The sequence below is a fragment of the Microbacterium sp. NPDC089695 genome (genome assembly GCF_044749085.1).
Lineage (GTDB): Bacteria > Actinomycetota > Actinomycetes > Actinomycetales > Microbacteriaceae > Microbacterium.
Genome location: NZ_JBIVHG010000001.1, coordinates 1,241,483 through 1,266,505 on the forward strand (window position 1 = coordinate 1,241,483; position 25,023 = coordinate 1,266,505).

20 protein-coding genes are annotated in these 25,023 nt (G+C 70.1%); 11 read left to right on the forward strand and 9 right to left on the reverse strand.

Annotated features, from left to right (window positions below; genetic code table 11):
* The first annotated feature begins 374 nt into the window (after positions 1-374).
* A complete protein-coding gene (locus ACIPYT_RS06135; RefSeq protein WP_401071648.1) occupies positions 375-3,677 on the forward strand; it encodes a hypothetical protein in 3,303 nt (1,100 codons plus the stop codon).
* A 62-nt stretch (positions 3,678-3,739) separates the two neighbouring features.
* Here the strand turns inward: ACIPYT_RS06135 and ACIPYT_RS06140 are convergent, their stop codons facing one another.
* Together ACIPYT_RS06140 and ACIPYT_RS06145 are read right to left on the reverse strand one after the other, a co-directional pair.
* A complete protein-coding gene (locus tag ACIPYT_RS06140; protein ID WP_401071650.1) occupies positions 3,740-4,408 on the reverse strand; it encodes a DNA alkylation repair protein in 669 nt (222 codons plus the stop codon).
* Positions 4,409-4,429: 21 nt separating this feature from the next.
* Positions 4,430-5,464 (reverse strand): aromatic acid exporter family protein, encoded by a 1,035-nt coding sequence (locus tag ACIPYT_RS06145; RefSeq protein ID WP_401071652.1) that lies wholly within the window; start codon positions 5,462-5,464, stop codon positions 4,430-4,432.
* A gap of 117 nt (positions 5,465-5,581) precedes the next feature.
* On the opposite strand from ACIPYT_RS06145, the gene ACIPYT_RS06150 reads away from it, so the two are divergent.
* From ACIPYT_RS06150 to ACIPYT_RS06185, 8 genes are all read left to right on the forward strand, one after another.
* Positions 5,582-5,815: a hypothetical protein gene (locus tag ACIPYT_RS06150; protein WP_401071654.1), complete on the forward strand. Its 234-nt coding sequence runs from the start codon at positions 5,582-5,584 to the stop codon at positions 5,813-5,815.
* 68 nt (positions 5,816-5,883) lie between these two features.
* Complete coding sequence (locus ACIPYT_RS06155; RefSeq protein ID WP_401071656.1) at positions 5,884-8,769, forward strand: AAA family ATPase; 2,886 nt, start codon at positions 5,884-5,886, stop codon at positions 8,767-8,769.
* A gap of 75 nt (positions 8,770-8,844) precedes the next feature.
* Entirely contained in the window at positions 8,845-9,048 is a 204-nt protein-coding gene (locus ACIPYT_RS06160) for a cold-shock protein (protein WP_050723174.1), read from the forward strand.
* A gap of 168 nt (positions 9,049-9,216) precedes the next feature.
* Positions 9,217-10,245: an iron-siderophore ABC transporter substrate-binding protein gene (locus tag ACIPYT_RS06165; RefSeq protein WP_401071658.1), complete on the forward strand. Its 1,029-nt coding sequence runs from the start codon at positions 9,217-9,219 to the stop codon at positions 10,243-10,245.
* A gap of 31 nt (positions 10,246-10,276) precedes the next feature.
* On the forward strand, positions 10,277-11,320 hold the full coding sequence (locus tag ACIPYT_RS06170; protein WP_401071660.1) for a FecCD family ABC transporter permease: 1,044 nt from the start codon (positions 10,277-10,279) through the stop codon (positions 11,318-11,320).
* 5 nt (positions 11,321-11,325) lie between these two features.
* Positions 11,326-12,387, forward strand: coding sequence for a FecCD family ABC transporter permease (locus ACIPYT_RS06175; protein WP_401071662.1), 1,062 nt, complete (start codon positions 11,326-11,328; stop codon positions 12,385-12,387).
* On the forward strand, positions 12,384-13,184 hold the full coding sequence (locus ACIPYT_RS06180; RefSeq protein ID WP_401071664.1) for an ABC transporter ATP-binding protein: 801 nt from the start codon (positions 12,384-12,386) through the stop codon (positions 13,182-13,184). The genes ACIPYT_RS06175 and ACIPYT_RS06180 overlap by 4 nt, the downstream gene beginning before the upstream one ends.
* Positions 13,174-14,133 carry a siderophore-interacting protein gene (locus tag ACIPYT_RS06185; RefSeq protein ID WP_401071666.1) on the forward strand — a complete coding sequence of 320 codons (960 nt, stop codon included), beginning with the start codon at positions 13,174-13,176 and terminating at the stop codon, positions 14,131-14,133. The genes ACIPYT_RS06180 and ACIPYT_RS06185 overlap by 11 nt, the downstream gene beginning before the upstream one ends.
* A 151-nt stretch (positions 14,134-14,284) precedes the next feature.
* Here the strand turns inward: ACIPYT_RS06185 and ACIPYT_RS06190 are convergent, their stop codons facing one another.
* Positions 14,285-15,127, reverse strand: a complete 843-nt coding sequence (locus ACIPYT_RS06190; RefSeq protein WP_401071668.1) for an alpha/beta fold hydrolase — start codon at positions 15,125-15,127, stop codon at positions 14,285-14,287.
* Between the two features lie 95 nt (positions 15,128-15,222).
* Between ACIPYT_RS06190 and ACIPYT_RS06195 the strand changes: the two genes are divergently transcribed.
* Together ACIPYT_RS06195 and ACIPYT_RS06200 are read left to right on the forward strand one after the other, a co-directional pair.
* Complete coding sequence (locus ACIPYT_RS06195; protein ID WP_401071670.1) at positions 15,223-15,795, forward strand: TetR/AcrR family transcriptional regulator; 573 nt, start codon at positions 15,223-15,225, stop codon at positions 15,793-15,795.
* A 163-nt stretch (positions 15,796-15,958) separates the two neighbouring features.
* Positions 15,959-16,756, forward strand: coding sequence for a tryptophan-rich sensory protein (locus ACIPYT_RS06200; protein ID WP_401071672.1), 798 nt, complete (start codon positions 15,959-15,961; stop codon positions 16,754-16,756).
* 157 nt (positions 16,757-16,913) lie between these two features.
* Here the strand turns inward: ACIPYT_RS06200 and ACIPYT_RS06205 are convergent, their stop codons facing one another.
* From ACIPYT_RS06205 to ACIPYT_RS06230, 6 genes are all read right to left on the reverse strand, one after another.
* Positions 16,914-17,585 (reverse strand): response regulator, encoded by a 672-nt coding sequence (locus tag ACIPYT_RS06205; protein ID WP_401071674.1) that lies wholly within the window; start codon positions 17,583-17,585, stop codon positions 16,914-16,916.
* Complete coding sequence (locus ACIPYT_RS06210) at positions 17,582-20,098, reverse strand: ATP-binding protein (protein WP_401071676.1); 2,517 nt, start codon at positions 20,096-20,098, stop codon at positions 17,582-17,584. Before ACIPYT_RS06210 ends, ACIPYT_RS06205 begins: the two co-directional genes overlap by 4 nt.
* Complete coding sequence (gene kdpC / locus ACIPYT_RS06215; RefSeq protein ID WP_401071678.1) at positions 20,095-20,694, reverse strand: potassium-transporting ATPase subunit KdpC; 600 nt, start codon at positions 20,692-20,694, stop codon at positions 20,095-20,097. Before kdpC ends, ACIPYT_RS06210 begins: the two co-directional genes overlap by 4 nt.
* Positions 20,695-20,965: 271 nt before the next feature.
* Entirely contained in the window at positions 20,966-23,236 is a 2,271-nt protein-coding gene (gene kdpB / locus ACIPYT_RS06220; RefSeq protein WP_401071680.1) for a potassium-transporting ATPase subunit KdpB, read from the reverse strand.
* Positions 23,237-23,238: 2 nt separating this feature from the next.
* Positions 23,239-24,915, reverse strand: a complete 1,677-nt coding sequence (kdpA, locus tag ACIPYT_RS06225) for a potassium-transporting ATPase subunit KdpA (RefSeq protein ID WP_401071682.1) — start codon at positions 24,913-24,915, stop codon at positions 23,239-23,241.
* Positions 24,915-25,004 (reverse strand): potassium-transporting ATPase subunit F, encoded by a 90-nt coding sequence (locus ACIPYT_RS06230; protein ID WP_401071684.1) that lies wholly within the window; start codon positions 25,002-25,004, stop codon positions 24,915-24,917. The genes kdpA and ACIPYT_RS06230 overlap by 1 nt, the downstream gene beginning before the upstream one ends.
* Positions 25,005-25,023 lie beyond the last annotated feature (19 nt).

Below are 25,023 nucleotides of genomic sequence, written 5' to 3' on the forward strand. Positions count from 1 at the left end.
GTCTCAGCGTACGGCGACCGTCGGCGCGACTCAGCGGTATGCGCTGTCGGAGCGACGGCGGACGGCAGTCGGCGAAGTGGATCCACATGAATGCGTTCTGTGCTGTTCCGGCATATTGGACTAGGTGAAAAATGGCACCTGAACAGGGATATATCTGATCGATCCATGGCGCGCAGATTGACGGCTTCTTCGAGATTCAACGAACATCGTTCCTGCCCAGCCCACGGCCGAACACGTCGAACAGCGTCCCGATCGCTGTCTCCGAGGCAGACCGACGAGTCGCCCTGCCACAAGGCGGCACCGTGGAGCCGAACGATCCCGCCACCGAACAGAGAGCGAGCGCGATGAGCATCGCGACGAACACCCTGAACCGCATGCCGCGAGTCATCGCAGGGATGATCGCGGTCATCCTCATCGCCGCGCTCGTCGTCGTCGCGGTGCCGCTGGCTGCGTCGGCGGCGCCTCGACCGCTTACGCCCACGTACTCCGCCACTGTCGTCGGAGGCTTCGTGCAGGCGGGCAATGCCCTCGCGCAGTGCAACCCGGCCTGTGGGCACACGATCGCCTCCGGCCAGTCCAACGGGAACAGCCCCATGCAGCCTCTGGACGCCGACGCCGTGGCGAGCACGAACAACTCATCGGCGTCGGTCGTTGCGATTCCCCAGGGGGCGCGGGTCGTGCGGGCACAGCTGTCGTGGGGCGGCTACGCCGATTCCGGGTCGGGCACCCCCGTGAACGGCTGGAACCCCGGGAGCGAGAACCTTCCCGTGGTGGTGTCGGTGGGAACAGCCGCGCCGACGTACACGTCGGTGTCCCCCGACCCGGGCAGGGCGTCGCTCTCGGACAACGGGGCCGGGCAGCCCAACCGGTGGCTCGCGTCTTCGGCCGACATCACGTCGCAGTTCGCAGGCAAGACGGGGAGCCAGGTCGTCTGGGTCGGCAACGCTCCGATCTGGCGTGTGAACCCCAACAGGAACAGCACCCTGGGGTGGGGTCTCACGGTCGTGTACGAGTGGCCGGACGGAGTCGACATCCCGGCCGGGCACGTCGCCCACGCGGTGACCGTGCTCGAGGGCCAGTACGTGCAGGTCGCCAATGCCGCTCCGACCACGCAGACCGTGAGCACCCCGCCGATTCTCGACGGGAACGACGTCGTCGCGGGCATCATCGCCACAGAGGGTGACGTCGACGTGCAGAACGACACGTTCTCGATCAACGGCGGCGCGGCCGCGAACCGTGTTCCCGAGCCGAATACCGGCTCGACGACGAACTTCTTCATCTCGGCTGCCGACGGCACGAACCTCCCGGGCGCCGATCCGAGCTGGCCCAGCAACCAGAACATCGACGTCAAGTCCTTCACGGTGCCGCCGGGGCTCGTCGCGAACGGGTCGCAGCAGTTGACCCTGCGAACGCAGACCACGGGAGACGGCTTCGGGATCATGCAGATGGTGCTCAGTGTGCCGGTCGCGGCGATGAGCCTGACCAAGACGCCGGATCCGGCGACGTATGACCACGTCGGGCAGCAGATCACCTACACGTTCGACGTGCAGAACACCGGGACCGCTCAGATCGACGGTGTCGCCATCGACGATCCGTTCCCGGGGCTCGGTCCGATCACCTGCGATGCCGGCACACCAGGGGCGTTCTCCCTCGCCCCGGGCGCGACGACGCAGTGCCGCGCGCCCTACACGATCACGGCGGCCGACCTCGGGACGTCGCGTGTGCTGTCGAACACCGCCGAAGCGGTGGGGCAGAGTCCGGATGGCGCCGAGGTGCGCAGCACGGCGGCCACGACGGAGATCCGCTGCGATCCCTGTTCGCCCTCGCTCTCGATCGAGAAGTCCGCACCGGACACCGCCGTGACGCTCGGCGACACGGTGACGTACTCGTACACGGTGACCAACACCGGGGATGTGCCCCTTGCCGACGTGCACATCGCGGATCCGCAGCCCGGTCTCCCGCCGCTGACCTGTAATCCTCCCCTGGGGTCGACGTTGGCTCCGGGAGAGATCATGACGTGCACGGCGACGGTCGAGGTCACCGCGGAGGATGCGGCGCGCGGGTCGATGCCGAACACGGCGGCCGTCGCGACGGGAACGCCGACGTCGGGTGCGCCGCCGGTGAGTGCGAGCGATGACGAGGCGGTGCCGACCGTCGCGGCCGCTCCGTCGCTCACGATCGACAAGTCGACCCCGACGGCGTCGTACAAGGCCGTCGGCGACGTGGTCGAGTACTCCTTCGTCGTCGTGAACACCGGCAACGTGCGGATCGACGATCTCGCGATCGACGACGATCAGCTGGATACCGCCGCGACCTGCCCGGTGACGACGCTGGCTCCCGGAGCGACGACGACCTGTTCGGGCTCGCACACGATCACGCAGCAGGATCTCGATGCCGCTGACGACCTCGTGAACGTCGCTACCGCGACGGGGGTGCTCCCCGGTGGAGCCCCGATCGCCTCGCCGCAGGATTCCGTCACGGTGATCGAGTCGCTGCCGGAGTTGGTGTTGGAGAAGTCGGCGGGTGTGCCGGTGGATGTGAACGGGTCGGGGCTCACGGATGCGGGTGACACGATCGCGTTCTCGTTCACGGTGACGAATGCGGGCAACGTGCCGGTGACGGGTGTCGTGGTGGATGATCCGTTGGCGGGTGCGGTGACGTGTGACGTGACTGCTCTCGCGGTGGGTGCGGTGGCGTCGTGCACGGCGGATGCGGTGTATGTGGTCACGGCCGCGGATGAGGCGGCGGGGGCGGTGTCGAACACGGCGACGGCGTCGGGTGTGGATCCCGATGGTGACGCGGTGGTGTCGAACGAGGATTCGACCTCGACTCCGGTCACCGCGCCGGCGCCGCGGATCACGCTCGACAAGCGCGCGGGCGAGGTGGTCGACGCCGACGGCGACGGCCAGGTGACGCCGGGCGACACGATCGCGTTCTCCTTCACGGTGACGAACGCGGGCACCGTGCCGCTGGCGGATGTCGTGCTGACCGATCCGCTTCTCGGCGGCGGTGTCGACTGCCCGCAGACCGCGTTGCCCGTCGGCGGATCGATGGACTGCGGCCCGATCCTGTACCTGCTCAGCCAGGCCGACGTCGATGCCGGCGCGGTGCGCAACACGGCGGCGGTGACGGCGACCCCGCCCAGCGGGCCCGCCGTCGGCGACGACGACTCGACGGAGACGACGACGGCCGGTGCGGCACGCCTGTCGATCGAGAAGACCTTCACGCTCGCTGACCGTGACGGCGACGCGTCGGCCGACGCCGGTGAGCGCATCGTCTTCGGCTTCCTCGTCACGAACACCGGGACGATCACTCTGCGCGACGTGGGAGTCGACGACCCCATGCTGGTCTCGGCGGGGGTCGATGTGACCTGTCAGGTCACTCTGCTCGCTCCGGGGGAGTCGACGCAGTGCGAAGGCGACTACACCGCCACGGCCGCGGACACGCGGGCCGGCGATATCCGCAACGTCGCGACGGCGTTCGGCACGGTGATCGGTTGCGTCGGAGCGTGCGAGCCGATCTCCTCGGCCCCGGACGACGTCCTCGTGCCGACGAACCCTCCGGTCGGGCTCGCCGTCACCGGCGGCGTCGTGGCCTGGGCGATCGTCGGCATCGCCGTCGGGCTCCTCGCCCTCGGCATCCTGCTCCTGGTGGTGCGACGCCGACGGAGCGAGTGACGGCTCCCTGAGGGAACGACCGGATCGGAGCGTGCGCATCGATCCGGTCGCTCCCTCAGCGCTCAGCCCTCGCGCCTCCGCACGATCTCGTCGATCCAGATCGGCGCGAACGGCGACGTGCATCCGGGCGCGGTCGGGTAGTCGGCCAGCACCTGCAGACGCTCTCCGATGTCCCGCGCCCGCGCGCGGAGCTCGGGGTGGAAGATCCCGATCGTCGCCAGCGTCTCGTTCATCGACCACTGCAGACGCCCCGGAGCCGTCTGCAGGTCGCGCTGAATCCGATCGAGCAGGTCCGGCAGGTCGAGGCCGTCGGGGTCCTTCGCGACCCGCACGCTCGTCAGCGCCCACGCTGCGGCCGCCACCGTCGGATCTGCGTCGTCGAACCACCGCTGCCGCATCTCCTCGGCCCGGGGCGTCTTCTTCGCGACATAGTTGACGAACCAGTCGTTCACCTTCGGCGGCCGGGTCTCGCGCAGCATGGCGTCGAGCTCGTCGGCCGTGAACGCCTTGGGCGTGCAGATCAGCAGCGCCAGCAGCCGGGCCGCCGTGTCGCCGGTGGCCCACAGCTCCTGCGCGAGCGGCTGGTCGGTCTTGATGCGCTTCGCGAGTGCGCGCATGCGGCTGAGGTTGATGCCGTGGTCGTCGCCGCGCTTCTCGTTCGCGGCGCGCATCTTCGGGTCTTCGAGCGCGGCGAGCTCGGCGCGGGCGGTGTCGACGGTCATCCCTGGCATCTCTCCAGGGTAGGCGCGGGATCAGTCCTCGTCGACGAGCTGCTCGCGGATGCGGCGGAGATCCTCCATGAGCGATCCGATGAGGATCCAGTGCGCGGACGACGGCGGGCGGATGACGAGGGGAGCCGTGAGAGCCGGGATCGCGGAGGTCAGCGCCTCGGGTTCGCGTGCGACGTCGGCGATCTGCACCGCGAGGCGCACGTCGTGGCCGGCGCGCCGCAGCTGGTCGGCGATCGCCGCGACCGCAGGCTCCTGACCGATCGAGTCGTCGTAGTGGTCGAAGTACGCCCTGGTCATGCCGATGGTCTGCGTGACGATCGGCGTGAGCCGTTCGAGCAGCGCACGCATCTCGACCAGGTCGCTGCGGTGCGTCGACCGACGCGGGTTGAGGGTGAGCGACTCCTCTCCGGCCGCGATGGATGCGGCAGCGGCATCCCTCATCGGCCGCAGCAGGCGCACCTCGAGCATGAGCTCCTGCAGCTGCGCCGGCGTCTGCGGTTCGGGAAGAGCGTCGGCGAGACGGTCGAGGCTCGCTGCGAGCTCTCCACCCAGCAGCCCGAGGTCGCGGCGAGCGGGGGCGACGAGCACGGGCGGCACGATGACGGCGTTGACGACGATGCCGATCGCGACGCCGATCAGGGTCTCGAAGATCCGCGCGAGAGCGTAGTCGGGGGTGGAGCCGAGGGCGAGCACGAGCATCGCCGAGATGGCGACCTGGTTGCCGGTGCCGGGCGTCGCGCGGAACACCCAGGCGACGAGCATCGCGACGACGATCGCGAGCAGCACGATCCAGCTCGGGGATCCGAGCAGGAGGCCGAGCGCCACGGCGATCACGACTCCGACGATCACGCCGATGCTGCGTTCGAGCGCCTTCGACAGCGACTGGTTGATGCTGGGCTGCACCACGAGCAGGGCGGCGATCGCCGCGAACACGGGCAGCTGGCCGGGCACGACCCAGCCCGCGAGCAGCCAGGCCGCGATGGTCGCCGCCGCCGACTTCACGACCTGCAGCAGCGGGGAGCGCTTGGGGGCGCGGATCGCGGCGGGGATGCGCATGGGATCCACGCTACTCGCGTCGGTCTGAGGCGCCGGTATCGGGAAGATAGGGCATCCTCCCGATGTCGAGGGGGTGCCTCAGAGCGGAGTCTAAGGACATCCGACAGAGGAGATGTCATGTACGAGCACCCGTACCTCGCTTACAAGGTCACCGAGTTCGACCAGGAACAGCTGCGGCAGGCGGTCGAACGCCGTCGCTTCGTGAAGGAGCACGCCGAGCAGATCGTCCCGCGTCCCGCCGGCGCCCTGCGCCGGATGTGGGAGCGGATGCTGCACGGCTCCGCCGCTCCGCGTGGCGAGGCTGCGCGAAGCCGTCGCTCCACGGGGTGCGCGACCGCGTCCGCGCGGTGAACCCGGACGTCGCTCCGCCGAGGGCGGAGACCCGCCCGGATGTCGGAGGGGAGTGGCACGATGAGTCCATGTCCCCCTCCCCTCCCGGCACCGCGATGGTCGGCCGTCAGGCCGAGTCCGCGGCGGTGCGCGCAGCGTTCGACCGTGCGGTCGAGGGGGTCCCCACGGCACTGCTCGTCGAAGGCGAGGCGGGCATCGGCAAGTCCCGGCTGCTGCGCGAGTTCGGCGTCGAGATCGCGAACCGCGCCGACGTCCACGTCGGCTGGTGCCTCGACCTCGGTGCCTCTCGCACGCCCTTCGGGCCGGTCACCGGCATCCTGCGCTCGATCGTCACGCGACTCGGCGCCGATCTCGTGCGCGACGAGCTGGCAGGGGGTGTCGAGGCGCTCGGGGTGCTGCTCCCCGAGCTGCACCCCACAGATCGCGCGCAGACGAGCCCCGATCGGGTGCGTGACGCGATCGTGGCGCTCATCGAGCTCGCGGCCGCCTCCGCGCCGCAGGTGCTGATCGTCGAAGACCTGCACTGGGCCGACGACTCGACCCTCGCGATCCTCTCCTTCGTGCTGCGCACGCTCGCGCGGGGCCGCGTGCTCCTGCTGCTCTCCTGCCGGTCCGACGACGTGCGCCGCGGTGATGCGGTGAGCTCGTTCATCGGCGAGTCCACGAGGGCACGCCTGATCGAGCGGTTGCCGGTCGAGCGACTCTCGTCGCACGCGGTGCGCGAGCTCGCCGAGGCGATCACGGGCCATCCGCTGACCGACACGGCCGTCGACCGCATCCAGAAGCGCGCCGAGGGAGTGCCGTTCTTCGTCGAGGAGATCGCGGGGTGCTCGACGGGGCCGCTGCCGGGCACGCTGCGCGATCTGCTGCTCGCGCGTTTCGACCGGCTGGGCGACGATGCGCGTCGCGTCGTGCAGGTCGTCTCCGGCGCCGATCGGCCGCTGAGCCACCCGACCGTGGCGTCCCTGGTCGAGATGCCCGAGGGGCGCCTCGACGACGCGATGCGCGAGGCGACGCTGAGCGGCATCCTCGTGGTGGTCGACGACGCCTATCGCTTCCGCCACGCCCTGCTGCGCGAGGCCGTGCACGACGACCTCCTTCCGGGTGAGCGCGCACGGCTGCATCGCGCCTACGCCGAGCAGCTCGACGCGGCGGGGTCCGGCGCGGCGAGCGGTGACGCCGCCGCGCTCGCGTACCACTGGCAGCTCGCGCACGACGCCCCTCGTGCTCTCGCGGCCGCGGTGACGGCGATGGCCGACGCGAAATCGCGGTTCGCGTTCGCGAGCGCCGGGCGTTTCGGCGAGTCGGCGCTCGACCTCTGGACGCGGGTCGCCGACGCCGAGCGCGTGGTCGCCATGCCGCGTCTCGAGTTCCTGCGGTCGCTCGGGTCCGTGTTGCGCAACGGCGGCGACGGCGAACGCGCCCTCGCGGTCGTGTCACTCGCGCTCGACGAGGTCGACGCCGAGACGGTCGATCCGCGCATGCATGCGCGCCTGCTGCGCGACAAGGCGTACTACACGATGAACGTCGGGCGCACCGGAGCGATCCCGCTGCTCCAGCAGGCCCTCGCGGCTCTCGACGGTCGCGTCGACGACGACCGTCTGCGCGCGTCGATCCTGAATCAGCTCGCGAGCCGGTTCATGGTCGCGGCCCGGCTCGACGAGGCCGTGACGGTGGCGACGGAGGCGGGAGATCGCGCGGCGGCCGTGGGGGCGGGTGAGGAGGAGTCGATCTCGGCCAACGTGCGCGGCGGCTCGCTCGCGCACCTGGGAGACGTGGCCGCGGCTCACGAGGAGTACGCCACCGCGCTCGCGAAGGCCGCGACGACGAACGCCGAGCTGCGCTATCGGGTCAACTACTCCGATCTTCTCGGGCTGCTCGGCCGGTACCGCGACGCCGTGCGCATCGCGCAGGAGGGGGTGACGCGGGCACGCGAGTACGGCGTGGAGCGCACGACCGGTGCGATCATGACCCAGAACATGGCCGTGCCGCTGCTCGAGCTCGGTGAGGTGGAGCAGGTCGAGCGGATGCTGTCGCGCGAGCTGTCGCAGGAGACGCTGCGCATCTTCCAGACCTACGCGACCATGACGCGGGTGCGCGTGCTCTCCTGGCGCGGACGCCACGAGGAGGCTGCCGAGATCGCGCGCGAATGGCATCCGATGTTCGAAGAGGCGGGGCGCGACGAGCGGCAGATCTGGTACGACGAGGTCATGATGCGCGTGGCGGTCGCCGAGAGCCGCGGCGATCTGGCCGGTGCCCTCGACGAGATCCTGCTGATGCTGCGCGATCCGGGGCCGGCCCTGCTGCATGAGCGTCGACTGATGCTCGAGGCGGGATGGATCATCGCCGAACTGCGGGCGTCGGGTGCGGAGGTCGACCACGCGGCCGATGAGGTGCGCGCCGCCTGGCTCGCTCAGCCCGAGCAACTGCTCGGCGACCGGTGGTGGACGATCCTCGACGCTCTCCTCGCGACGTCGATTCCCGCGCTCCGTGCGGCGGTCGAGATCGCCGATGGCGAGGACGTACCGGTGACGTTCCGCGCCATGACCCGCCTCGAACTCGCGCGTGCGCTCGTCGACGCGGGGGAGCGGGGGGAGGCCGGAACAGTGGTCGCCGAGGCCGCGCGGGTCGCCGATGCGCTCGGTCATGATCAGTTGAGACGCACGACGGCTGCGTTCGCGCGGGACGCGGGCCTGCGGCACGACGACGTCGTCGTCTCGACCGAGACCGAGACCGAATCGCTCACGGCGCGCGAGCAGCAGGTGCTCGAACTCATCGCCGAGGGGCTGAGCAACCGCCAGATCGGCGAGCGTCTGTTCATCAGCGTGAAGACGGTGAGCGTGCACGTGTCGGCGGTGCTGCGCAAGCTCGGCGTCGGCAGTCGCACCGAGGCGGCGGTGCGGCATCGCGGCGGGGAATCCCCGGCTGCGCCGCAACCTGCCGTGATACGTTGACCGTGTGTGCGTGTCGGATCTTCCGTCGCGACACAGGTCGCGTGAGCGGCCGTATCAACAGAAAGTAGAAAACACATGGCCACGGGCACTGTGAAATGGTTCAACGCGGAGAAGGGCTTCGGCTTCATCGCTCCTGATGACGGTTCGGAAGACCTCTTCGCCCACTACTCGGCAATCGCCGGCTCCGGTTTCAAGGAGCTCCGCGAGAACCAGAAGGTCGAATTCGACGCTGAGCGTGGCCCCAAGGGCATGCAGGCGGCGAACATCCGCGCTCTCTGAGCACGCGCTGACTTCCTGAGCCGGTCGGATCCTCTCGGATCCGGCCGGCTTTCTGCGTCGTCATCGAGATGAGGCTCGCCTAACTTTCTGTTAGATTAGGCCAGGCTTACCAAAGCCCCGGGCGCGACTCAGCGCTCTACCCCTCACCTCGACCCGAAGGACACGCCTGTGCGTACCTCCCGTCTCATCGCCGCCGGCGTCGCCGCGGCCCTCGCCGTCGGTCTCACCGCCTGCGCAACTTCGTCCTCCGACGCCGGATCCGACGCGGGCGGCAACCCCGCCGACGACAGCGCGTTCCCCGTCACGATCGAGCACGTCTACGGCGAGACCACGATCGAGTCGAAGCCCGAGCGCGTGGCGACGATCGCCTGGGCCAACCACGAGGTGCCGCTGGCCCTCGGCATCGTGCCGGTCGGCATGAGCAAGGCCACGTGGGGCGACGACGACGACAACGGCATCCTGCCCTGGGTCGAGGAGAAGCTCGACGAGCTCGGCGGCGACGAGCCCGTGCTGTTCGACGAGTCCGACGGCATCGACTACGAGGCCGTCGCCGACACGCAGCCCGACGTCATCCTCGCCTCGTACTCCGGCCTGACGCAGGAGGAGTACGACACGCTCTCCAAGATCGCGCCGGTCGTCGCCTACCCCGACGTCGCCTGGGGCACCCCGGTCGACGAGATGATCGAGATGAACTCGAAGGCCCTCGGCCTCGAGGCAGAGGGCGACGCCCTGGTCGAGCAGCTGCAGTCCGACGCCGATGCGGCGCTCGAGGAGCACAGCATCCTCAAGGACAAGAAGGTCCTCTTCGCCTACGTCGACCCGACCGACCTCAGCCAGGTCGGCTACTACACCGCCGCCGACACGCGCCCCGGCTACCTGCACGACAACCTCGGCCTGCCGTTCCCCTCGATCGTCGAGGAGAACGCCGACAGCCAGGAGTTCTACCTGACCGTGAGCGCCGAGGAGGCCGACAAGTTCTCCGACGTCGACGTCTTCGTCACGTACGGCGACGACTCGCTCATCGCCACGCTGCAGGCCGACCCGCTGCTGTCGAAGATCCCGGCGATCGCCGAGGGACGCATCGCGATCCTCCCCGACGCGACGCCGATCGCGGCATCCGCCAACCCGTCGCCGCTGTCGATCCCGTGGGGCCTCAGCGACTACCTCGCGATCCTGGCGGCACCGCTCGAGAAGTGACGCACCCGCGTCACCTCCCCGTACTGACCCCGTGACCGCCGTCACCGTCCCCACGCCGGGCACCGCAGACCTGCGGCGCCCGGCGTGGGCGCGTACCCTCTGGCTGCTCGTCGGCCTCGGCGTGCTGCTCGTGCTGTGCGTCCTCTCGGTGAGCTTCGGCGTGCGCGAGGTCAGTCTCGACGACATCGTCGCCGCCCTCTCGGGGCAGGACGACACGCTCGCGCAGGCCGCCATCATCAAGCGGATCCCGCGCACGGTGCTGGCGATCCTCGTCGGTGCGGCCCTCGCGCTGTCCGGCGCCACGATGCAGGCGGTCACCCGCAACCCGGTCGCCGACCCCGGCATCCTGGGCGTCTCGAACGGCGCCTCGCTCGCGGTGGTCCTCGGCCTCGCGTTCCTGGGGCTCACGAACCCCTACGGGCAGATGGCCCTCGCGGTGGTCGGCGCCGCGGTCGCCGCGACGTTCGTCTACACGGTCGGCTCGCTCGGGCGCGGAGGCGCCACGCCCCTCAAACTCGCCCTCGCGGGGGCGGCGACCTCCGCCGCGTTCGCGTCACTCATCAGCGCCGTGATGCTGCCGCGGGTCGACCTGCTGCAGGCGTTCCAGTCGTGGCAGATCGGCGGTGTCGGCGGCGCCGAATGGCCGCGCATCGCGATCACGGCTCCCGTGCTCGCGCTGGGCGCGCTCATCTGCATCGCCAGCGCGCGCGGCATGAACTCGCTCGCGCTCGGAGACGACATGGCGAAGGGCCTCGGCGAGCACGTCTTCCGCACGCGTCTCGTCTCGGCGCTCGGCGCCGTGATCCTCGCGGGAGCCGCGACCGCGATCGCCGGTCCGATCGGATTCGTCGGACTCGTCATCCCCCACGTGTGCCGGATGCTGATCGGCACCGACCACCGCTGGCTGCTGCCGTTCTCGGCCATGGCCGGTGCCGGGCTGCTGCTCGCGAGCGACATCATCGGCCGCGTCGTCTCGCCGACGTCGGAGGAGATCCAGGTGGGCATCATCACCGCGATCATCGGCGCCCCGTTCTTCATCTGGATCGTGCGCCGCCAGAAGGTGCGTGAACTGTGAGCACCATGGACCGCACGACCCCCGCACCCGTGCCGACCGCCGCAGACATCGCCGCGATCATCGCCGGCCGCCGCGCGCGTCACCGCCGCCATGCGGTCGCGACGATCGTGCTCGGCATCCTTCTCGTCGCCCTGTTCACGGTCGCGCTGATGATCGGCAACACCTTCTACCCGCTCGACAAGGTCGTGCGCGTGATCCTCGGCGAGACGGTGCCCGGTGCGTCGTTCACGGTCGGCGAGCTGCGACTCCCGCGCGCGGTGCTCGCGGTGCTGTCGGGACTGTCGTTCGGTATCGCGGGCGTCTGCTTCCAGACGCTGCTGCGCAACCCGCTCGCCTCTCCCGACATCATCGGCATCTCGAACGGCGCCGGCGCCGCTGCGGTGATCGGCATCGTCGTGCTGTCGCTGAACGGTCCGCTCGTCTCGCTGCTCGCGCTCGGCGGGGCGCTGCTCACGGCAGGGGTCATCTACCTGCTGTCGATCAAGGGCGGGTTCGCGGGTACACGGCTCATCCTGATCGGCATCGGCATCGCGGCGATGCTGCAGAGCGTGATCTCGTACCTGCTGTCGCGCGCGGCCGCGTGGGACATCCAGACCGCGATGCAGTGGCTCACCGGAAGCCTGAACAACGCCTCGTGGGAGCGCGTCGCCCCCCTGCTGATCGCTGCGATCGTGATCGTGCCGCTCATGCTGTCGCAGGGCCGTGCGCTCGGAGCGATCCAGCTCGGCGACGACTCGGCATCCGGTCTCGGCGTGCGCGTCAACACGACGCGACTGCTGTTCATCCTCGGTGCGGTCGCCCTGCTCGCCTTCGCGACCGCCGCCACCGGCCCCATCGCGTTCGTGGCCTTCATGGCCGGACCCATCGCGGCGCGCATCACCGGCCCCGGGGCGAACCTGCTGGTGCCCAGCGCCTTCGTCGGCGCGGTGCTCGTGCTCGGCAGCGATCTGATCGGGCAGTTCGCGTTCGGCGAGCGGTACCCGGTCGGTGTCATCACGGGCGTGCTGGGCGCGCCGTACCTGATCTATCTCCTCATCCGCACCAACCGCTCGGGAGGCTCCCTGTGACCGAGGCGCACACCCTGACCGCTGAGGCGGTCACCCTCGCCTACGGCGACCGCACGATCATCGACGGCCTCGACCTCGAGATCACCCCCGGCCGGATCACGACGATCGTCGGCGCGAACGGATGCGGCAAGTCGACGCTGCTGCGCTCGCTCGCGCGACTGCTCTCGCCGACCGCAGGGCAGGTCGTGCTCGACGGGAAGTCGGTGCACGCGCGTCCGACCAAGGAGGTCGCGCGCATCCTCGGACTGCTGCCGCAGTCGCCCGTCGCCCCCGAGGGCATCGCGGTGGCCGACCTCGTCGGCCGCGGCCGGCATCCGCATCAGAAGATGCTCTCGCGCTGGAGCACGCACGACTACGAGGTCGTGGCGGATGCTCTCGCCGCGACCGGCACGACCGAGCTCGCCGACCGCAGCGTCGACGAGCTGTCGGGCGGACAGCGCCAGCGCGTGTGGATCGCGATGGCGCTCGCGCAGGAGACCGACATCCTGCTGCTCGACGAACCCACGACGTTCCTCGACGTCGCCCACCAGGTCGAGGTGCTCGACCTGCTCACCGACCTGAGCGTCTCGCGCGGCACCACGATCGTCATGGTGCTGCACGACCTCAACCTCGCGGCCCGCTACTCCGACGAGCTCGTCGCCATGAAAGACGGCCGCGTGCACGTCACGGGCTCGCCGCAGGAGGTCGTGACCGCCGAGCACGTCGAAGAGGTCTTCGGCCTCGCCAACCAGATCACCGTCGACCCCGTCTCGGGGAAGCCGATGGTCACCCCGATCGGAAGGCATCATGTCCGCTGAGACGACAACCACAGACCGGCCCACCTATGTGCTCGCCCGCGCCGAGGTGCGCGGCGTCGAACGGGTCTCGCCGAACTTCGTGCGTGTGACGTTCGGCGGCGACGAGCTGTTCGAGTTCGGCACGCCGGGCGACGTGTTCGACGCGCGGATCAAGCTGATCTTCCCGCCGGCCTCCGGCATCCTTCCCGAGCTCGACCGCGACTCGGGAGACTGGTGGGGATCGTTCCTCGCGGTGCCCGAGGACGAGCGCGGATCGATGCGCACCTACTCCGTGCGGGATCTCCGAGTGACGGATGCCGGGACCGAGCTCGACGTCGACTTCGTGCTGCACCTCGCGCCCGGACTGACCGGTCCGGCGTCGCGCTGGGCGGATGCGGCGGCGGCCGGACAGGAGCTGTTCATGGTCGGGCCGCGTCGCGGCGTCGCCGCCGCCGACCACGGCGGTGCGGAGTACGAGCCCGGCTCCGCGGCATCCGTCGTGCTCGCCGGCGACGAGACCGCGGCTCCGGCCATCGCGCGCGTGCTGGAGGATGCGCCGCGCGACCTTCGCGGCGTCGCCTTCATCGAGGTGCCGTCACCGGCCGACATCCTGCGCATCGACGCTCCGTCGGGCGTCGAGGTGCGCTGGCTGCCCCGTGACATCGGCGAACCCCACGGCGTGCGGCTCATCCCCGCGGTGCTCGGCCACCTGGGCGACGCGGATGCCGGCGACGAGGTCGACGTGAAGGACATCGACACCGAGGCGCTGCTGTGGGAGACCCCGGACTACTCCGGGCTCGGCGAGGAGATCTCGGTGACGGATGCGCCGGCCGACCGGTACTTCTGGATCGCGGGCGAGAGCGGCGTCGTGACGACGCTGCGCCGGCACCTCGTGAAGGACCTCGGCATCGATCGCGGCCAGGTCGCCTTCATGGGGTACTGGCGCCGCGGTGTCGCCATGCGGGGCTGACGGGAACCCCGCTTCGGTCGTTGAGCGAGCGCCAGCGAGACGAAACGCGGTGACCGTCGTCTGACACTCACCGCGTTTCGTCTCGTCGCTGCGCTCCTCGCTCAACGACCGGGATCGCAGCGTTCCTCGCTCGACGACCGGGCGCTGCTCCTTACTTGGTGAGGAAGTCCTTGAGGGCGGTATTGACCTCGTCGGCGTGGGTCCACAGGAGCCCGTGCGGGGCGCCGTCGACCTCGATGTAGTCGGCCTCGGGGACGGCCTGGTGGAACCGGCGGGCGGTGGCGTCGATGGGCAGGATGTTGTCCTTCGTGCCGTGCAGGATGAGGGTGGGCTTGCCGGCGGCGCGCACGGCCTCGACGTCGCCGCGGAAGTCCTCGATCCAGCTCGACACGACCGCGTAGGCGGCGACCGGGGCGCTGGTGACGGCGAGGTTCCAGTTCGCGTCGACGACCTGCTGGCTGATCCGCGTGCCGAGGTTCTCGTCGAGGTTGTAGAAGTTCTGGTAGAAGTCCGTGAACCAGGCGTACCGGTCACCGTATGCGGCGGCGTGGATCCCGTCGAACACGTCCTGCGGCACCCCGTCGGGGTTGTCGTCGCGCTGCACGAGGAACGGCTCGAGCGAGGCGAGGAACGCGAGCTTCGCGACCCGCTCATGCCCATACGTCGCGACATACCGGGCCAGCTCGCCCGTGCCCATCGAGAACCCCACGAGCACGACGTCGCGCAGGTCGAGGGTCTCCAGCACCGTGTTCAGGTCGGCCGCGAACGTGTCGTAGTCGTACCCGGTGTTCACCTTCGACGATGCCCCGAACCCGCGGCGGTCGTACGTGATCACCCGGTACCCCTGCGCGAGCAGCTCCCGCGTCTGACGCTCCCAGCTGTGACCGTTCAACGGATACCCGTGGATCAGCACCACCGGCTGACCCGACCCCTGGTCTTCGTAGTAGAGCTCGATCGGAGTGCTGTTCTCATTCCCGACGGTGATGTAACCCATGATCCTGATCCTTTCGGTTCCGGTGAGAACGATCGTTCTCACCTCATGCGATCAATCTAGAGAACGATCGTTCTCATGTCAAGTACACTGGGATCATGACCCAGGACACAGCGCGCGAACAGATCCTTGCGGCGGCCGAGGAGCTGTATTACCGCAAGGGCTACGCGGCCGTCGGCATGGACGAGCTGCGGGCAGCGGCGGGCGTCTCGTTGCGCCGGCTCTATGCGCTGTTCCCCGCGAAGACCGACATCGTGAAGGCTGTTCTCGAGCGCAAGCACGCCGAGTGGGAAGAGGGGCTCTCGACGGCCGTGGCGGATGCCGGAACAGATGTGCGTGCGCGCCTCCTGGCCGTCTACGCGTACCTCGAGAACTGGTTCTGCACCGATGACTTCCGCGGCTGCGCCTTCATCAATGCGTTCGGCGAGCTCGGCGGCACCAACCCCGAGGTCGCCGAGATCGTGCGCGCGCACAAGGCGTCGTTCCAGGAGTACATGGCCGGACTCGTGACCGGCGCCGGCGCCCCGGCATCCCTCGCCGCCCAGCTGTCGATCCTCGCCGAAGGTGCGCAGAGCACGGCTGCGATCTCGGGCGACCCGGCCGTCGCGAAGCAGGCCAGGGATGCCGCAGACGTGCTGATCGACGCGGCGGTCGCGGCCTCCGCGCTGTGACGGAGAACGCACGATTCGCAGGACGGATGGTGCAGATCGGCCCTGCGTAACGCGAGAACTCCTGCGGATCGTGCGACACCGATTTCGCTAGCCTGGCTAGCGTTCTCGGCATCCGGTGTCAACCCTCGTGCACGCGACCCCGCTCGCGCGTACCGTGCGAGGCATGGAATCCCGGACGCAGGACATCGCCCGTCAGGCGACGACGATCGCCGCCGCCGTCTTCATGCTCATCGCCGCCGCTGTCGGCTCGGGTGCGTTCGGCGGCACCTCGGTCAGCGAACTGCAAGACGGAGCGCTCTCGGCATCCGGGTCGTACCTGGCGCCCGCCGGCCCCGCGTTCTCGATCTGGTCGCTCATCTACGTCGGCCTCGTCGCCTACACCGTGTGGCAGGCGCTCCCGGCGCAGCGCGCGAACGAGCGCCAGCGCGACGCCGGCTGGTGGATCGCCGCGACCATGGTGCTCAACGGGCTCTGGCTCGTGACGGCCCAGTTCCTCACGCTGCCGCTCACGGTGCTCATGATCGCCGTGCTGCTCGCCACCCTCTCCCGGGTGATCGTGCTGCTGAACCGGCGCCCGGCGCGCGGATGGGCCGAGCGGATCGTCGTCGACGGCACGAACGGCCTGCACTTCGGCTGGGTGACCATCGCGACGGTAGCCAACATCACGGCCTGGCTCACGCAGATCGCACCCGCATCCTGGGCCGACGCCGCCGAGGTCTGGGGCGTCGTCGTGCTCGTCGCGGTGCTCGTGATCGGCGCGGCCAGCGCGGTGATCACCATGCGCATCGCTCCGGCCCTCGCCACCGCATGGGGGCTCGTGTGGGTGACCGTCGGTCGCACCACCGGCGAGCCCGACAGCGCGGTCATCGCCGTGGTCGCCGCCATCGTCGCGGTGCTGATCGTCGTCGCGGGCGTGGTCGGGGTGCTGCGGCGCCGCCGTGCAGCATCCGCTCGGGCCTGACCGTCTTTCACAACTCCGGAGAACCGGAGCTGCGTGCCGCAGAATCTGCGCACGAGCGTCGATACCGCTCAGTTCTCCGGAGTTGTGGCGGGGAGCTCGGTGACACCACCGGCGCAGCGGAGTGACGCAGCCGTCCTGGCGCAGCAGTCAGCGCGCTTCAGAGCACGAGCCGGTAGCCCATCCCCGACTCGGTCAGTAGATGCTCCGGCGATCCGGGCGCGGCCTCGAGCTTCTTGCGCAACTGCGACATGTACAGCCGCAGGTAGCCCGAGTCGGACACCTGCTCGCTGCCCCAGATCTCCTTGAGCAGGTCCTGCCGCGTGACCAGAGCACCGGGATGCCGGGCGAGATGTTCGAGCATCCGCCACTCGGTCGGCGTCAGGTGCACGCGCGATCCGGCGCGGGTCACGGTCTTGGTCGCGAGGTCGACCACGACGTCGCCGAACCCGACGGTCGAGTCACCTCCCGCAGGAGTCGCCCGCCGCGACAGGGCGCGCAGCCGGGCGAGCAGCTCGTCGACCTGGAACGGCTTGGTGACGAAGTCGTCGGCCCCGGCATCCAGGGCCTCGACCTTGTCGGCAGACCCTGTGCGTCCGGAGACGACGATGATGGGCACGCTCGTCCATCCGCGCAGGGCCTGGATGACCTCGATGCCGTCGAGCCGGGGCATGCCGAGGTCGAGCATGATGAGGTCGGGGTGGGTCTGTGCGGCGACCGCGACGGCGGCGGCGCCGTCGGGTGCGACGACCACGTCGTATCCGTGCGCCGCGAGCGTGATGCGCAGCGCCCGCACCATCTGCGGGTCGTCGTCGGCGATGAGGAGCTTCACTCGGTGCCCTCCGTGTCGGCGCCGGCCAGCGGCAGCGAGATGACCATCGTGAGGCCCCCTCCCGGGGTGTCCTCGGGTGTCAGGCTACCGCCCATGCCCTCCGCGAATCCGCGCGACAGGGCGAGGCCGAGCCCGAGCCCTGTGGTGTTATCGGTGTCGCCGAGCCGCTGGAACGGCTGGAAGATCGCGTCGCGCTTCTCGGCCGGAACCCCGGCGCCCCGGTCGATCACGCGGATCTCGGCGCGGTCGCCGAGCGTGCTCGTCGACACGATCACACGGCTGTCGGCGGGGGAGTGACGGTGCGCGTTGGCGATCACGTTCACGAGCACGCGCTGCAGCAGCACGGGATCGGCGGCGACGGCGGGCAGCTCGGTGTCGAGGGCGAGTTCGACGTCGTCGGGCCCGAGGTCGAGCTCGTCGACCGCGGCGAGCACGGGTCCGGCCACGTCGAGGCGCAGCGTCGACACAGCCAGCACACCTGCCTGCACGCGGCTCACGTCGAGCAGATCGGTCACGAGCGCCGACAGGGTCGCGAGGCTCTCGTCGGCGGTGGCCAGCAGCTCGTCGCGATCCGATGCCGACAGCGCGTGCGCCCCGCGCAGCCCGCCGATCGCGGCGACGGCCGAGGCGAGCGGACGCCGCAGGTCGTGGCTCACCGCCGAGAGCAGGGCGCTGCGCACCTGGTCGGTCTCGGCGAGGGCGGCGACCTCGCGTGCGGTGGCGCGCAGGTCGGTGTGCTCGATCGCGGCGGCGAGCTGCGCCACGATCGCATCGAGCAGTCGGCGGGCCGGGCTGTCGAGCGGTTCGCCGTGCAGTTCGAGCACCGCGGGCGAGACGCCGTCGACCTCGACACGGGTGGCGCGACCGTTGGGCACGGGTTCGCCGTCGCTCGCGAGCACCTCGCCGTCGGGGGTCAGCAGGCGCACGCCGGTGAGTCCGAAGGCCTCGCGGGTGCGGCTCACGAGGGCGAGCACGGCGTTGTCGCCGCGCAGCACGTTGCCGGCCACTGCCGCGAGCAGCTCGGCTTCGGCGGCGGCGCGCTGCGCGGTGCGGGCGCGGCGGGCCGCCTGGTCGACGATGATGCTGACGAGCACGGCGATCACGACGTACAGCGCGAGCGCGAGGACGTGCAGCGGATGCGCGACCGTGATCGTGAACAGCGGCGCGACGAACAGGAAGTCGAGGGTGATGCCCGACAGCACAGCCGCGAACACGGCGGGCCGCACGCCGCCGACCAGCGCCACCACGACCACGAGCAGTTGGTAGGCGAGAACCTCGGCCGTGATGGATTCGGGGCTGCGGAACGTGAACATGATCCACGACAGCAGCGGGCCGAACACCAGGGCGACGGCGAAGCCGAGCACCTGCCGTCGCCAGCCCAGTGCCCCGCCGGTGATGCGCGGCAGACGCACGCGGTTGCCGGCCGCGGCATGCGTCACGATGTGCACGTCGATGTCGCCGGAGCGGCGGATGACCTCCGATCCGATACCGGGTCCGGTCAGCGCGGCGGCGAGGCGTCCGCGCCGGCTGACGCCGATCACGAGCTGCGTCGCGTCGGCCCCCTGCGCGAATTCGACGAGAGTCTCGGGGATGTCGTCGCCGATGATCTGGTGGAACGTGCCGCCGAGCGACTCGACCAGCGACCGCTGTGCCGCGAGGGCGCCGGGGGTCTCGTCGCGGAGTCCGTCCTGAGCGGCGACGTGCACGGCGAGCAGCTCGCCACCGGCCGATCGGGCGGCGATGCGGGCGCCGCGGCGCAGCAGCGTCTCGCCCTCGGGCCCGCCGGTGAGCGCGACGACCACGCGCTCGCGCGCCTGCCACGTGCCCTCGATGCCGTGGTCGGCGCGGTAGCTGCGCAGCGCGCTGTCGACCTCGTCGGCGAGCCACAGCAGCGCGAGTTCGCGCAGAGCCGTGAGGTTGCCGAGGCGGAAGTAGTTCGACAGCGCCGCGTCGATGCGCTCGGCGGGGTAGACGAGTCCGGCCGAGAGACGGTCGCGCAGCGACTGTGGCGCCAGGTCGACGACCTCGATCTCGTCGGCGGCGCGCACCACGGCATCCGGGATGGTCTCCTGCTGCGCGATACCGGTGATCTTCTCGACGACCGCGTTGAGCGACTCGATGTGCTGCACGTTGACGGTCGTGACGACGTCGATGCCGGCATCCCGCAGGATCTCGACGTCCTGCCAGCGTTTCAGGTTCGCCGACCCCGGGACGTTCGTGTGCGCGAGCTCGTCGACGAGGGCGATCTCGGGGGCGCGCGCGAGCACGGCGTCGAGGTCCATCTCGGTGAGCGGCACACCGCGGTGGTGCATCGAACGACGGGGGATCTCGGGGATGCCGGTGGTCAGCGCAGCGGTCGCGGCGCGGCCGTGCGTCTCGACGACCGCGATCACGACGTCGCGACCTTCGTCGAGCAGGCGCCGCCCCTCGGCGAGCATCTCGAACGTCTTGCCGACGCCGGGGGCGGCGCCGAGCAGCACCCGGAGCCGGCCGCGTGTGCCGGATGCGGTCATTCGCCCTCCCGCTCGTCGAGCGCGAGATTGAGCTCTGCGACGTTGATGCGCTCGTCGCCGAGGAATCCCAGATCCCGCCCTTGAATCCTAGACTCCACGAGGTCGCGCACCTGCTGTTCGGGCAGCCCGCGGGCCTCCGCGACGCGCGGCACCTGCAGCAGGGCGTACGCGACGCTGATGTGCGGATCGAGACCGGAAGCGGATGCCGTCACGGCGTCGGCCGGCACGGCATCCTCGCTCACGCCCTCGCGCTCGGCGATCGCCGTGCGGCGCTCCTGGATCGCGGCGACGAGGTCGGGGTTCTCGGGGCCGAGGTTGCTGCCGCTCGACGACGTGCCGTCGTAGCCGTCGCCCGCCGCCGACGGGCGGGATTGGAAGTACGCAGGGATCGCCTCGCCGTCGGCATCCGTGAACGACTGCCCGATCAGCGCGCTGCCCTTGTCGTCGGGGAGCGGCGACCCGTTCGCCTGAAAGGGCAGCGCGAGCTGCCCGATGCCCGTGACGACGAGCGTGTAGGCGACGCCGAGCACGAGCGTGAGGACGACCATCGCCCGGACGGCGACGCCGGTGGTGCGGAGGGTGGAGCGCGTGGACATGAGGGGCCTTTCAGGTCGGGCGGTGGCGGTGGCGGTGGCGGTGGCGGTGGCGTTGGCGGTGGCGTTGGCGGTGGCGGTGGCGTTGCGGGGTGTGACACTTCGGGGGCCGACACGCCACTTCTCGGACCGGAGGGGACGTGGGGGCCGATATCTGGCCTGTCGGCCCCCAAAGTGGGAGGGGAAGGGAGGGGAAGGAAAGGGACGGAAGGGGAAGGAGGGGAAGAAGGGGACGGAAGGGGACGGAAGGGGACGGAAGGAAACGCGCGCCGCGTCAGAACCCCGGGATGAGGCTCACGACGAGGTCGATGAGCTTGATGCCGACGAACGGTGCGATCACACCGCCGAGGCCGTAGACGAGCAGGTTCTTCTGCAGGATCCGCGACGCGCTCGCCGGCGTGTACTTCACGCCGCGGAGGGCGAGGGGGATGAGGAACACGATCACGATCGCGTTGAACACGATCGCGCTCGTCACCGCGGATGCCGGGGAGTGCAGCTGCATGATGTTGAGCACCGCGAGCCCGGGGAAGACGCCCATGAACATCGCCGGGATGATGGCGAAGTACTTGGCGATGTCGTTCGCGAGCGAGAACGTGGTGAGCGCTCCGCGGGTGATGAGCAGCTGCTTGCCGATGCGCACGATGTCGATCAGCTTGGTCGGGTCGGAGTCGAGGTCGACCATGTTGCCCGCCTCCTTCGCGGCCGACGTGCCCGTGTTCATCGCGACGCCGACGTCGGCCTGAGCCAGCGCGGGAGCGTCGTTCGTGCCGTCGCCGGTCATCGCGACGAGGCGTCCGCCTTCCTGCTCGCGCGTGATCAGCTCGAGCTTCTGCTCGGGCGTGGCTTCGGCGAGGTAGTCGTCGACGCCGGCCTCCTTCGCGATCGCGGCGGCCGTGAGCGGGTTGTCGCCGGTGATCATGACCGTGCGGATGCCCATGCTGCGCAGCTCATCGAACCGCTCGCGGAGACCGTCTTTGACGACGTCCTTGAGGTGCACGACGCCGAGGATGCAGGTGGTGGCGCGTTTCGTCTCGCTCCGCTCGCTCAACGAGCTCTCCCCGGTCGTTGAGCGAGGAGCGGAGCGACGAGACGAAACGTCGTCAGCGCCCCGCACGGCGACGACGAGCGGGGTGCCGCCGCTCGACGCCACGCCGTCGGTCAGCGCCTCGAGCTCGGCATCCGCTCCCCACCCGAGCCAGGCGGCGACGGCCGACCCGGCCCCCTTGCGGATCTGCGTGCCGTCGGCGAGGTCGAGTCCCGACATGCGGGTCTGCGCAGTGAAGGGCACGACGACCGCATCCGCGGGTGCCTCGACCCGGATGCCGTGCGCCGCCGCCAGATCGACGATCGACGCCCCCTCGGGGGTGGGGTCGGCGAGAGACGAGAGCGCCGCGATGCGCAGCAGCTCGTCGGCGTCGACTCCGGCCAGCGGCAGCACCTCGTGTGCGCGGCGGTTGCCGTAGGTGATGGTTCCGGTCTTGTCGAGCAGCAGGGTCGTGACGTCTCCGGCGGCCTCGACCGCACGGCCCGACATCGCGAGCACGTTGCGCTGCACCAGGCGGTCCATGCCGGCGATGCCGATGGCCGACAGCAGGGCGCCGATCGTCGTCGGGATCAGGCACACGAGCAGGGCGATGAGCACCGGGATGCTGACGGGCGACGCCGCGTACGACGCGATGGGGTTGAGGGCGAGCACGACCACGACGAACACGATCGACAGGCTCGCGAGCAGCACGTTCAGGGCGATCTCGTTGGGTGTGCGCTGCCGGCTCGCACCTTCGACGAGCGCGATCATGCGATCGACGAACGTCTCGCCGGGCTTCGAGGTGATGCGCACGACGATGCGGTCGGACAGCACGCGGGTGCCGCCCGTGACGGCGCTGCGGTCGCCGCCGGATTCGCGGATCACCGGTGCGCTCTCGCCCGTGATGGCCGATTCGTCGACGGTCGCGATGCCCGCCACGATGTCGCCGTCGCCCGGGATCAGGTCGCCGGCCGTGACGATCACGATGTCCTCGCGCTGCAGTTCGGCCGACGAGACCTCGACCGTCTCGGCGCGTTCGGCCGCGGCATCCGCGTCGGAGTCGTAGCGCACCACGCGACGCGCCATCGTGCTCGTGCGGGTGGCGCGCAACGTGGCGGCCTGCGCCTTGCCGCGGCCTTCGGCGACCGACTCGGCGAGGTTCGCGAACAGCACGGTCAGCCAGAGCCAGATCGCGATGCCCCACGTGAACGGCGCCGGCACCGGGGTGCCTCCCGAGGGCGCGGGTCCGCCGAGCAAGGGCTCGGCGATCGCGAGCACAGTGGTGAACGCGGCGCCGACCCACACCAGCAGCATGACGGGATTCCGGACGAGGGATGCCGGGTTCAGCCGCCGTACCGCACCGGGCAGCGCCTGCACGAGCTGAGCCCAGCCGAACGAACGGGGTACGGGAGTCGGGGCGGATGCCAAAGCATCCTGCTGTTCGACCTCCCCGGTCGCCCCGCGGGCGGCATCCTCCCCGGTCGTTGAGCGAGCGGAGCGAGACGAAACGTGCGAGTCCATGATCAGAGTCCTTCTGCGAGGGGTCCGAGTGCGAGCACGGGGAAGTAGGTGAGTGCCGTGATGATGACCGTGACGGCGGTGAGGAGTCCGACGAACTGCGGTCGGTGGGTGGGCAGTGTGCCGGTGGTCTCGGGCACGCGCTGCTGGGCGGCGAAGGAGCCGGCGAGGGCGAGCACGAGCACGATCGGGATGAACCGGCCGAGCAGCATCGCGACGCCCAGCGCGGTGTTGAACCACGGGGTGTTCGCGGTGAGGCCTGCGAACGCGGAGCCGTTGTTGTTCGCCGCCGAGGTGAAGGCGTAGAGCACCTCGCTCATGCCGTGCACGCCCGGGTTGAGGATGCTGGTGGCCTCGACGTCGGCGCGGATGCCGGGGATCGCGAAGCTCAGCGCGGTGCCGAGCAGCACGAGGGTCGGCGTCACGAGGATGTACAGGCTCGCGAGCGTGATCTCGCGCGGGCCGATGCGCTTGCCGAGGTACTCGGGTGTGCGGCCGACCAGCAGTCCGCCGACGAACACCGCGATGACGGCGAGCACGAGCATCCCGTACAAGCCCGATCCGACGCCACCGGGGGCGACCTCGCCGAGCATCATGTTGAGCATCGGCATCATGCCGCCGAGTGCCGTGTACGAGTCGTGCATCGAGTTCACCGCGCCGGTCGACGTGAGCGTGCTCGCACTGCCGAACAGCGTGGAGCCGAGGATGCCGAAGCGCACCTCCTTGCCCTCCATCGCGGCCCCGGCGAGCTCGGGAGCGGTGCCGCGTCCGGCGAGTTCGAGCGCCGACAGCGCGAACGTCGACACCAGGAAGATCGTGCTCATGACGGCGACGATCGCGTAGCCCTGGCGGTGGTCGCCCAGCATCCGTCCGAAGGTGCGGGGGAGCGCGAACGGGATCATGAGGATGAGCAGGATCTGCAGCAGGTTCGTGAAGCCGGTGGGGTTCTCGAACGGATGCGCGGAGTTGGCGTTGAAGAATCCGCCGCCGTTCGTGCCGAGCAGCTTGATGGCCTCCTGCGAGGCGACGGGTCCGCCGGGGATGGTCTGCGTGCCGCCCGAGACCGTGGTCACGTCGGTGAAGCCGGCGACGTTCTGGATCACGCCGCCCGCGATGAGCGCGACCGCGGCGATCAGCGAGATCGGCAGCAGGATGCGTCCGAGTCCGCGGATCAGGTCGACCCAGAAGTTGCCGAGAGTGGTCGATCCGCGGCGGGAGAGTCCGCGGATCAGGGCGACCGCGACAGCGAGTCCCACGGCCGCCGACACGAAGTTCTGCACCGTGAGTCCGGCGAGCTGCACCGTGTAACCCATGGTCTGTTCGGGTGAGTACGACTGCCAGTTCGTGTTGGTGACGAACGACGCCGCGGTGTTGAACGCGAGTCCCTCCGGCACGGCCGGGAGGCCGAGGGATGCGGGGAGGAACGCCTGCAGACGCTGCAGGCCGTAGACGAGCAGCAGGCCGACCACCGAGAACACGAGCACGCTGCGCACGTACGAGCGCCAGGTCTGCTCGGATGCCGGGTCGACTCCGATCACGCGGTACACGCCGCGTTCGGTGCGGGCGTCGCGGGGTGTCGTGAAGACGTGGGCCATGTAGTCGCCGAGCGGGCGGTAGAGCAGCACGATCGCGACGATCAGCACCGCGGCCTGGAGCACGCCGAACCAGATCTCGGCGCTCATCAGAAGCGCTCCGGGGCGACGAGGGCGACCACGAGGTAGACGATCGCGGCGACCGCGAGCACAGCGCCGACGATCTCGAAGAGAATCACAGGCGCTCCACCCCCGTGG

Bases quoted from the DNA above. Each gene is read 5' to 3' on its own strand.
- ACIPYT_RS06135 (WP_401071648.1), top strand. From the start codon at position 375: ATGCCGCGAGTCATCGCAGGGATGATCGCGGTCATCCTCATCGCCGCG.
- ACIPYT_RS06140 (WP_401071650.1), bottom strand. From the start codon at position 4,408: ATGCCAGGGATGACCGTCGACACCGCCCGCGCCGAGCTCGCCGCGCTC.
- ACIPYT_RS06145 (WP_401071652.1), bottom strand. From the start codon at position 5,464: ATGCGCATCCCCGCCGCGATCCGCGCCCCCAAGCGCTCCCCGCTGCTG.
- ACIPYT_RS06150 (WP_401071654.1), top strand. From the start codon at position 5,582: ATGTACGAGCACCCGTACCTCGCTTACAAGGTCACCGAGTTCGACCAG.
- ACIPYT_RS06155 (WP_401071656.1), top strand. From the start codon at position 5,884: ATGTCCCCCTCCCCTCCCGGCACCGCGATGGTCGGCCGTCAGGCCGAG.
- ACIPYT_RS06160 (WP_050723174.1), top strand. From the start codon at position 8,845: ATGGCCACGGGCACTGTGAAATGGTTCAACGCGGAGAAGGGCTTCGGC.
- ACIPYT_RS06175 (WP_401071662.1), top strand. From the start codon at position 11,326: ATGGACCGCACGACCCCCGCACCCGTGCCGACCGCCGCAGACATCGCC.
- ACIPYT_RS06185 (WP_401071666.1), top strand. From the start codon at position 13,174: ATGTCCGCTGAGACGACAACCACAGACCGGCCCACCTATGTGCTCGCC.
- ACIPYT_RS06190 (WP_401071668.1), bottom strand. From the start codon at position 15,127: ATGGGTTACATCACCGTCGGGAATGAGAACAGCACTCCGATCGAGCTC.
- ACIPYT_RS06195 (WP_401071670.1), top strand. From the start codon at position 15,223: ATGACCCAGGACACAGCGCGCGAACAGATCCTTGCGGCGGCCGAGGAG.
- ACIPYT_RS06200 (WP_401071672.1), top strand. From the start codon at position 15,959: ATGGAATCCCGGACGCAGGACATCGCCCGTCAGGCGACGACGATCGCC.
- ACIPYT_RS06210 (WP_401071676.1), bottom strand. From the start codon at position 20,098: ATGACCGCATCCGGCACACGCGGCCGGCTCCGGGTGCTGCTCGGCGCC.
- kdpC (WP_401071678.1), bottom strand. From the start codon at position 20,694: ATGTCCACGCGCTCCACCCTCCGCACCACCGGCGTCGCCGTCCGGGCG.
- kdpB (WP_401071680.1), bottom strand. From the start codon at position 23,236: ATGGACTCGCACGTTTCGTCTCGCTCCGCTCGCTCAACGACCGGGGAG.
- kdpA (WP_401071682.1), bottom strand. From the start codon at position 24,915: ATGAGCGCCGAGATCTGGTTCGGCGTGCTCCAGGCCGCGGTGCTGATC.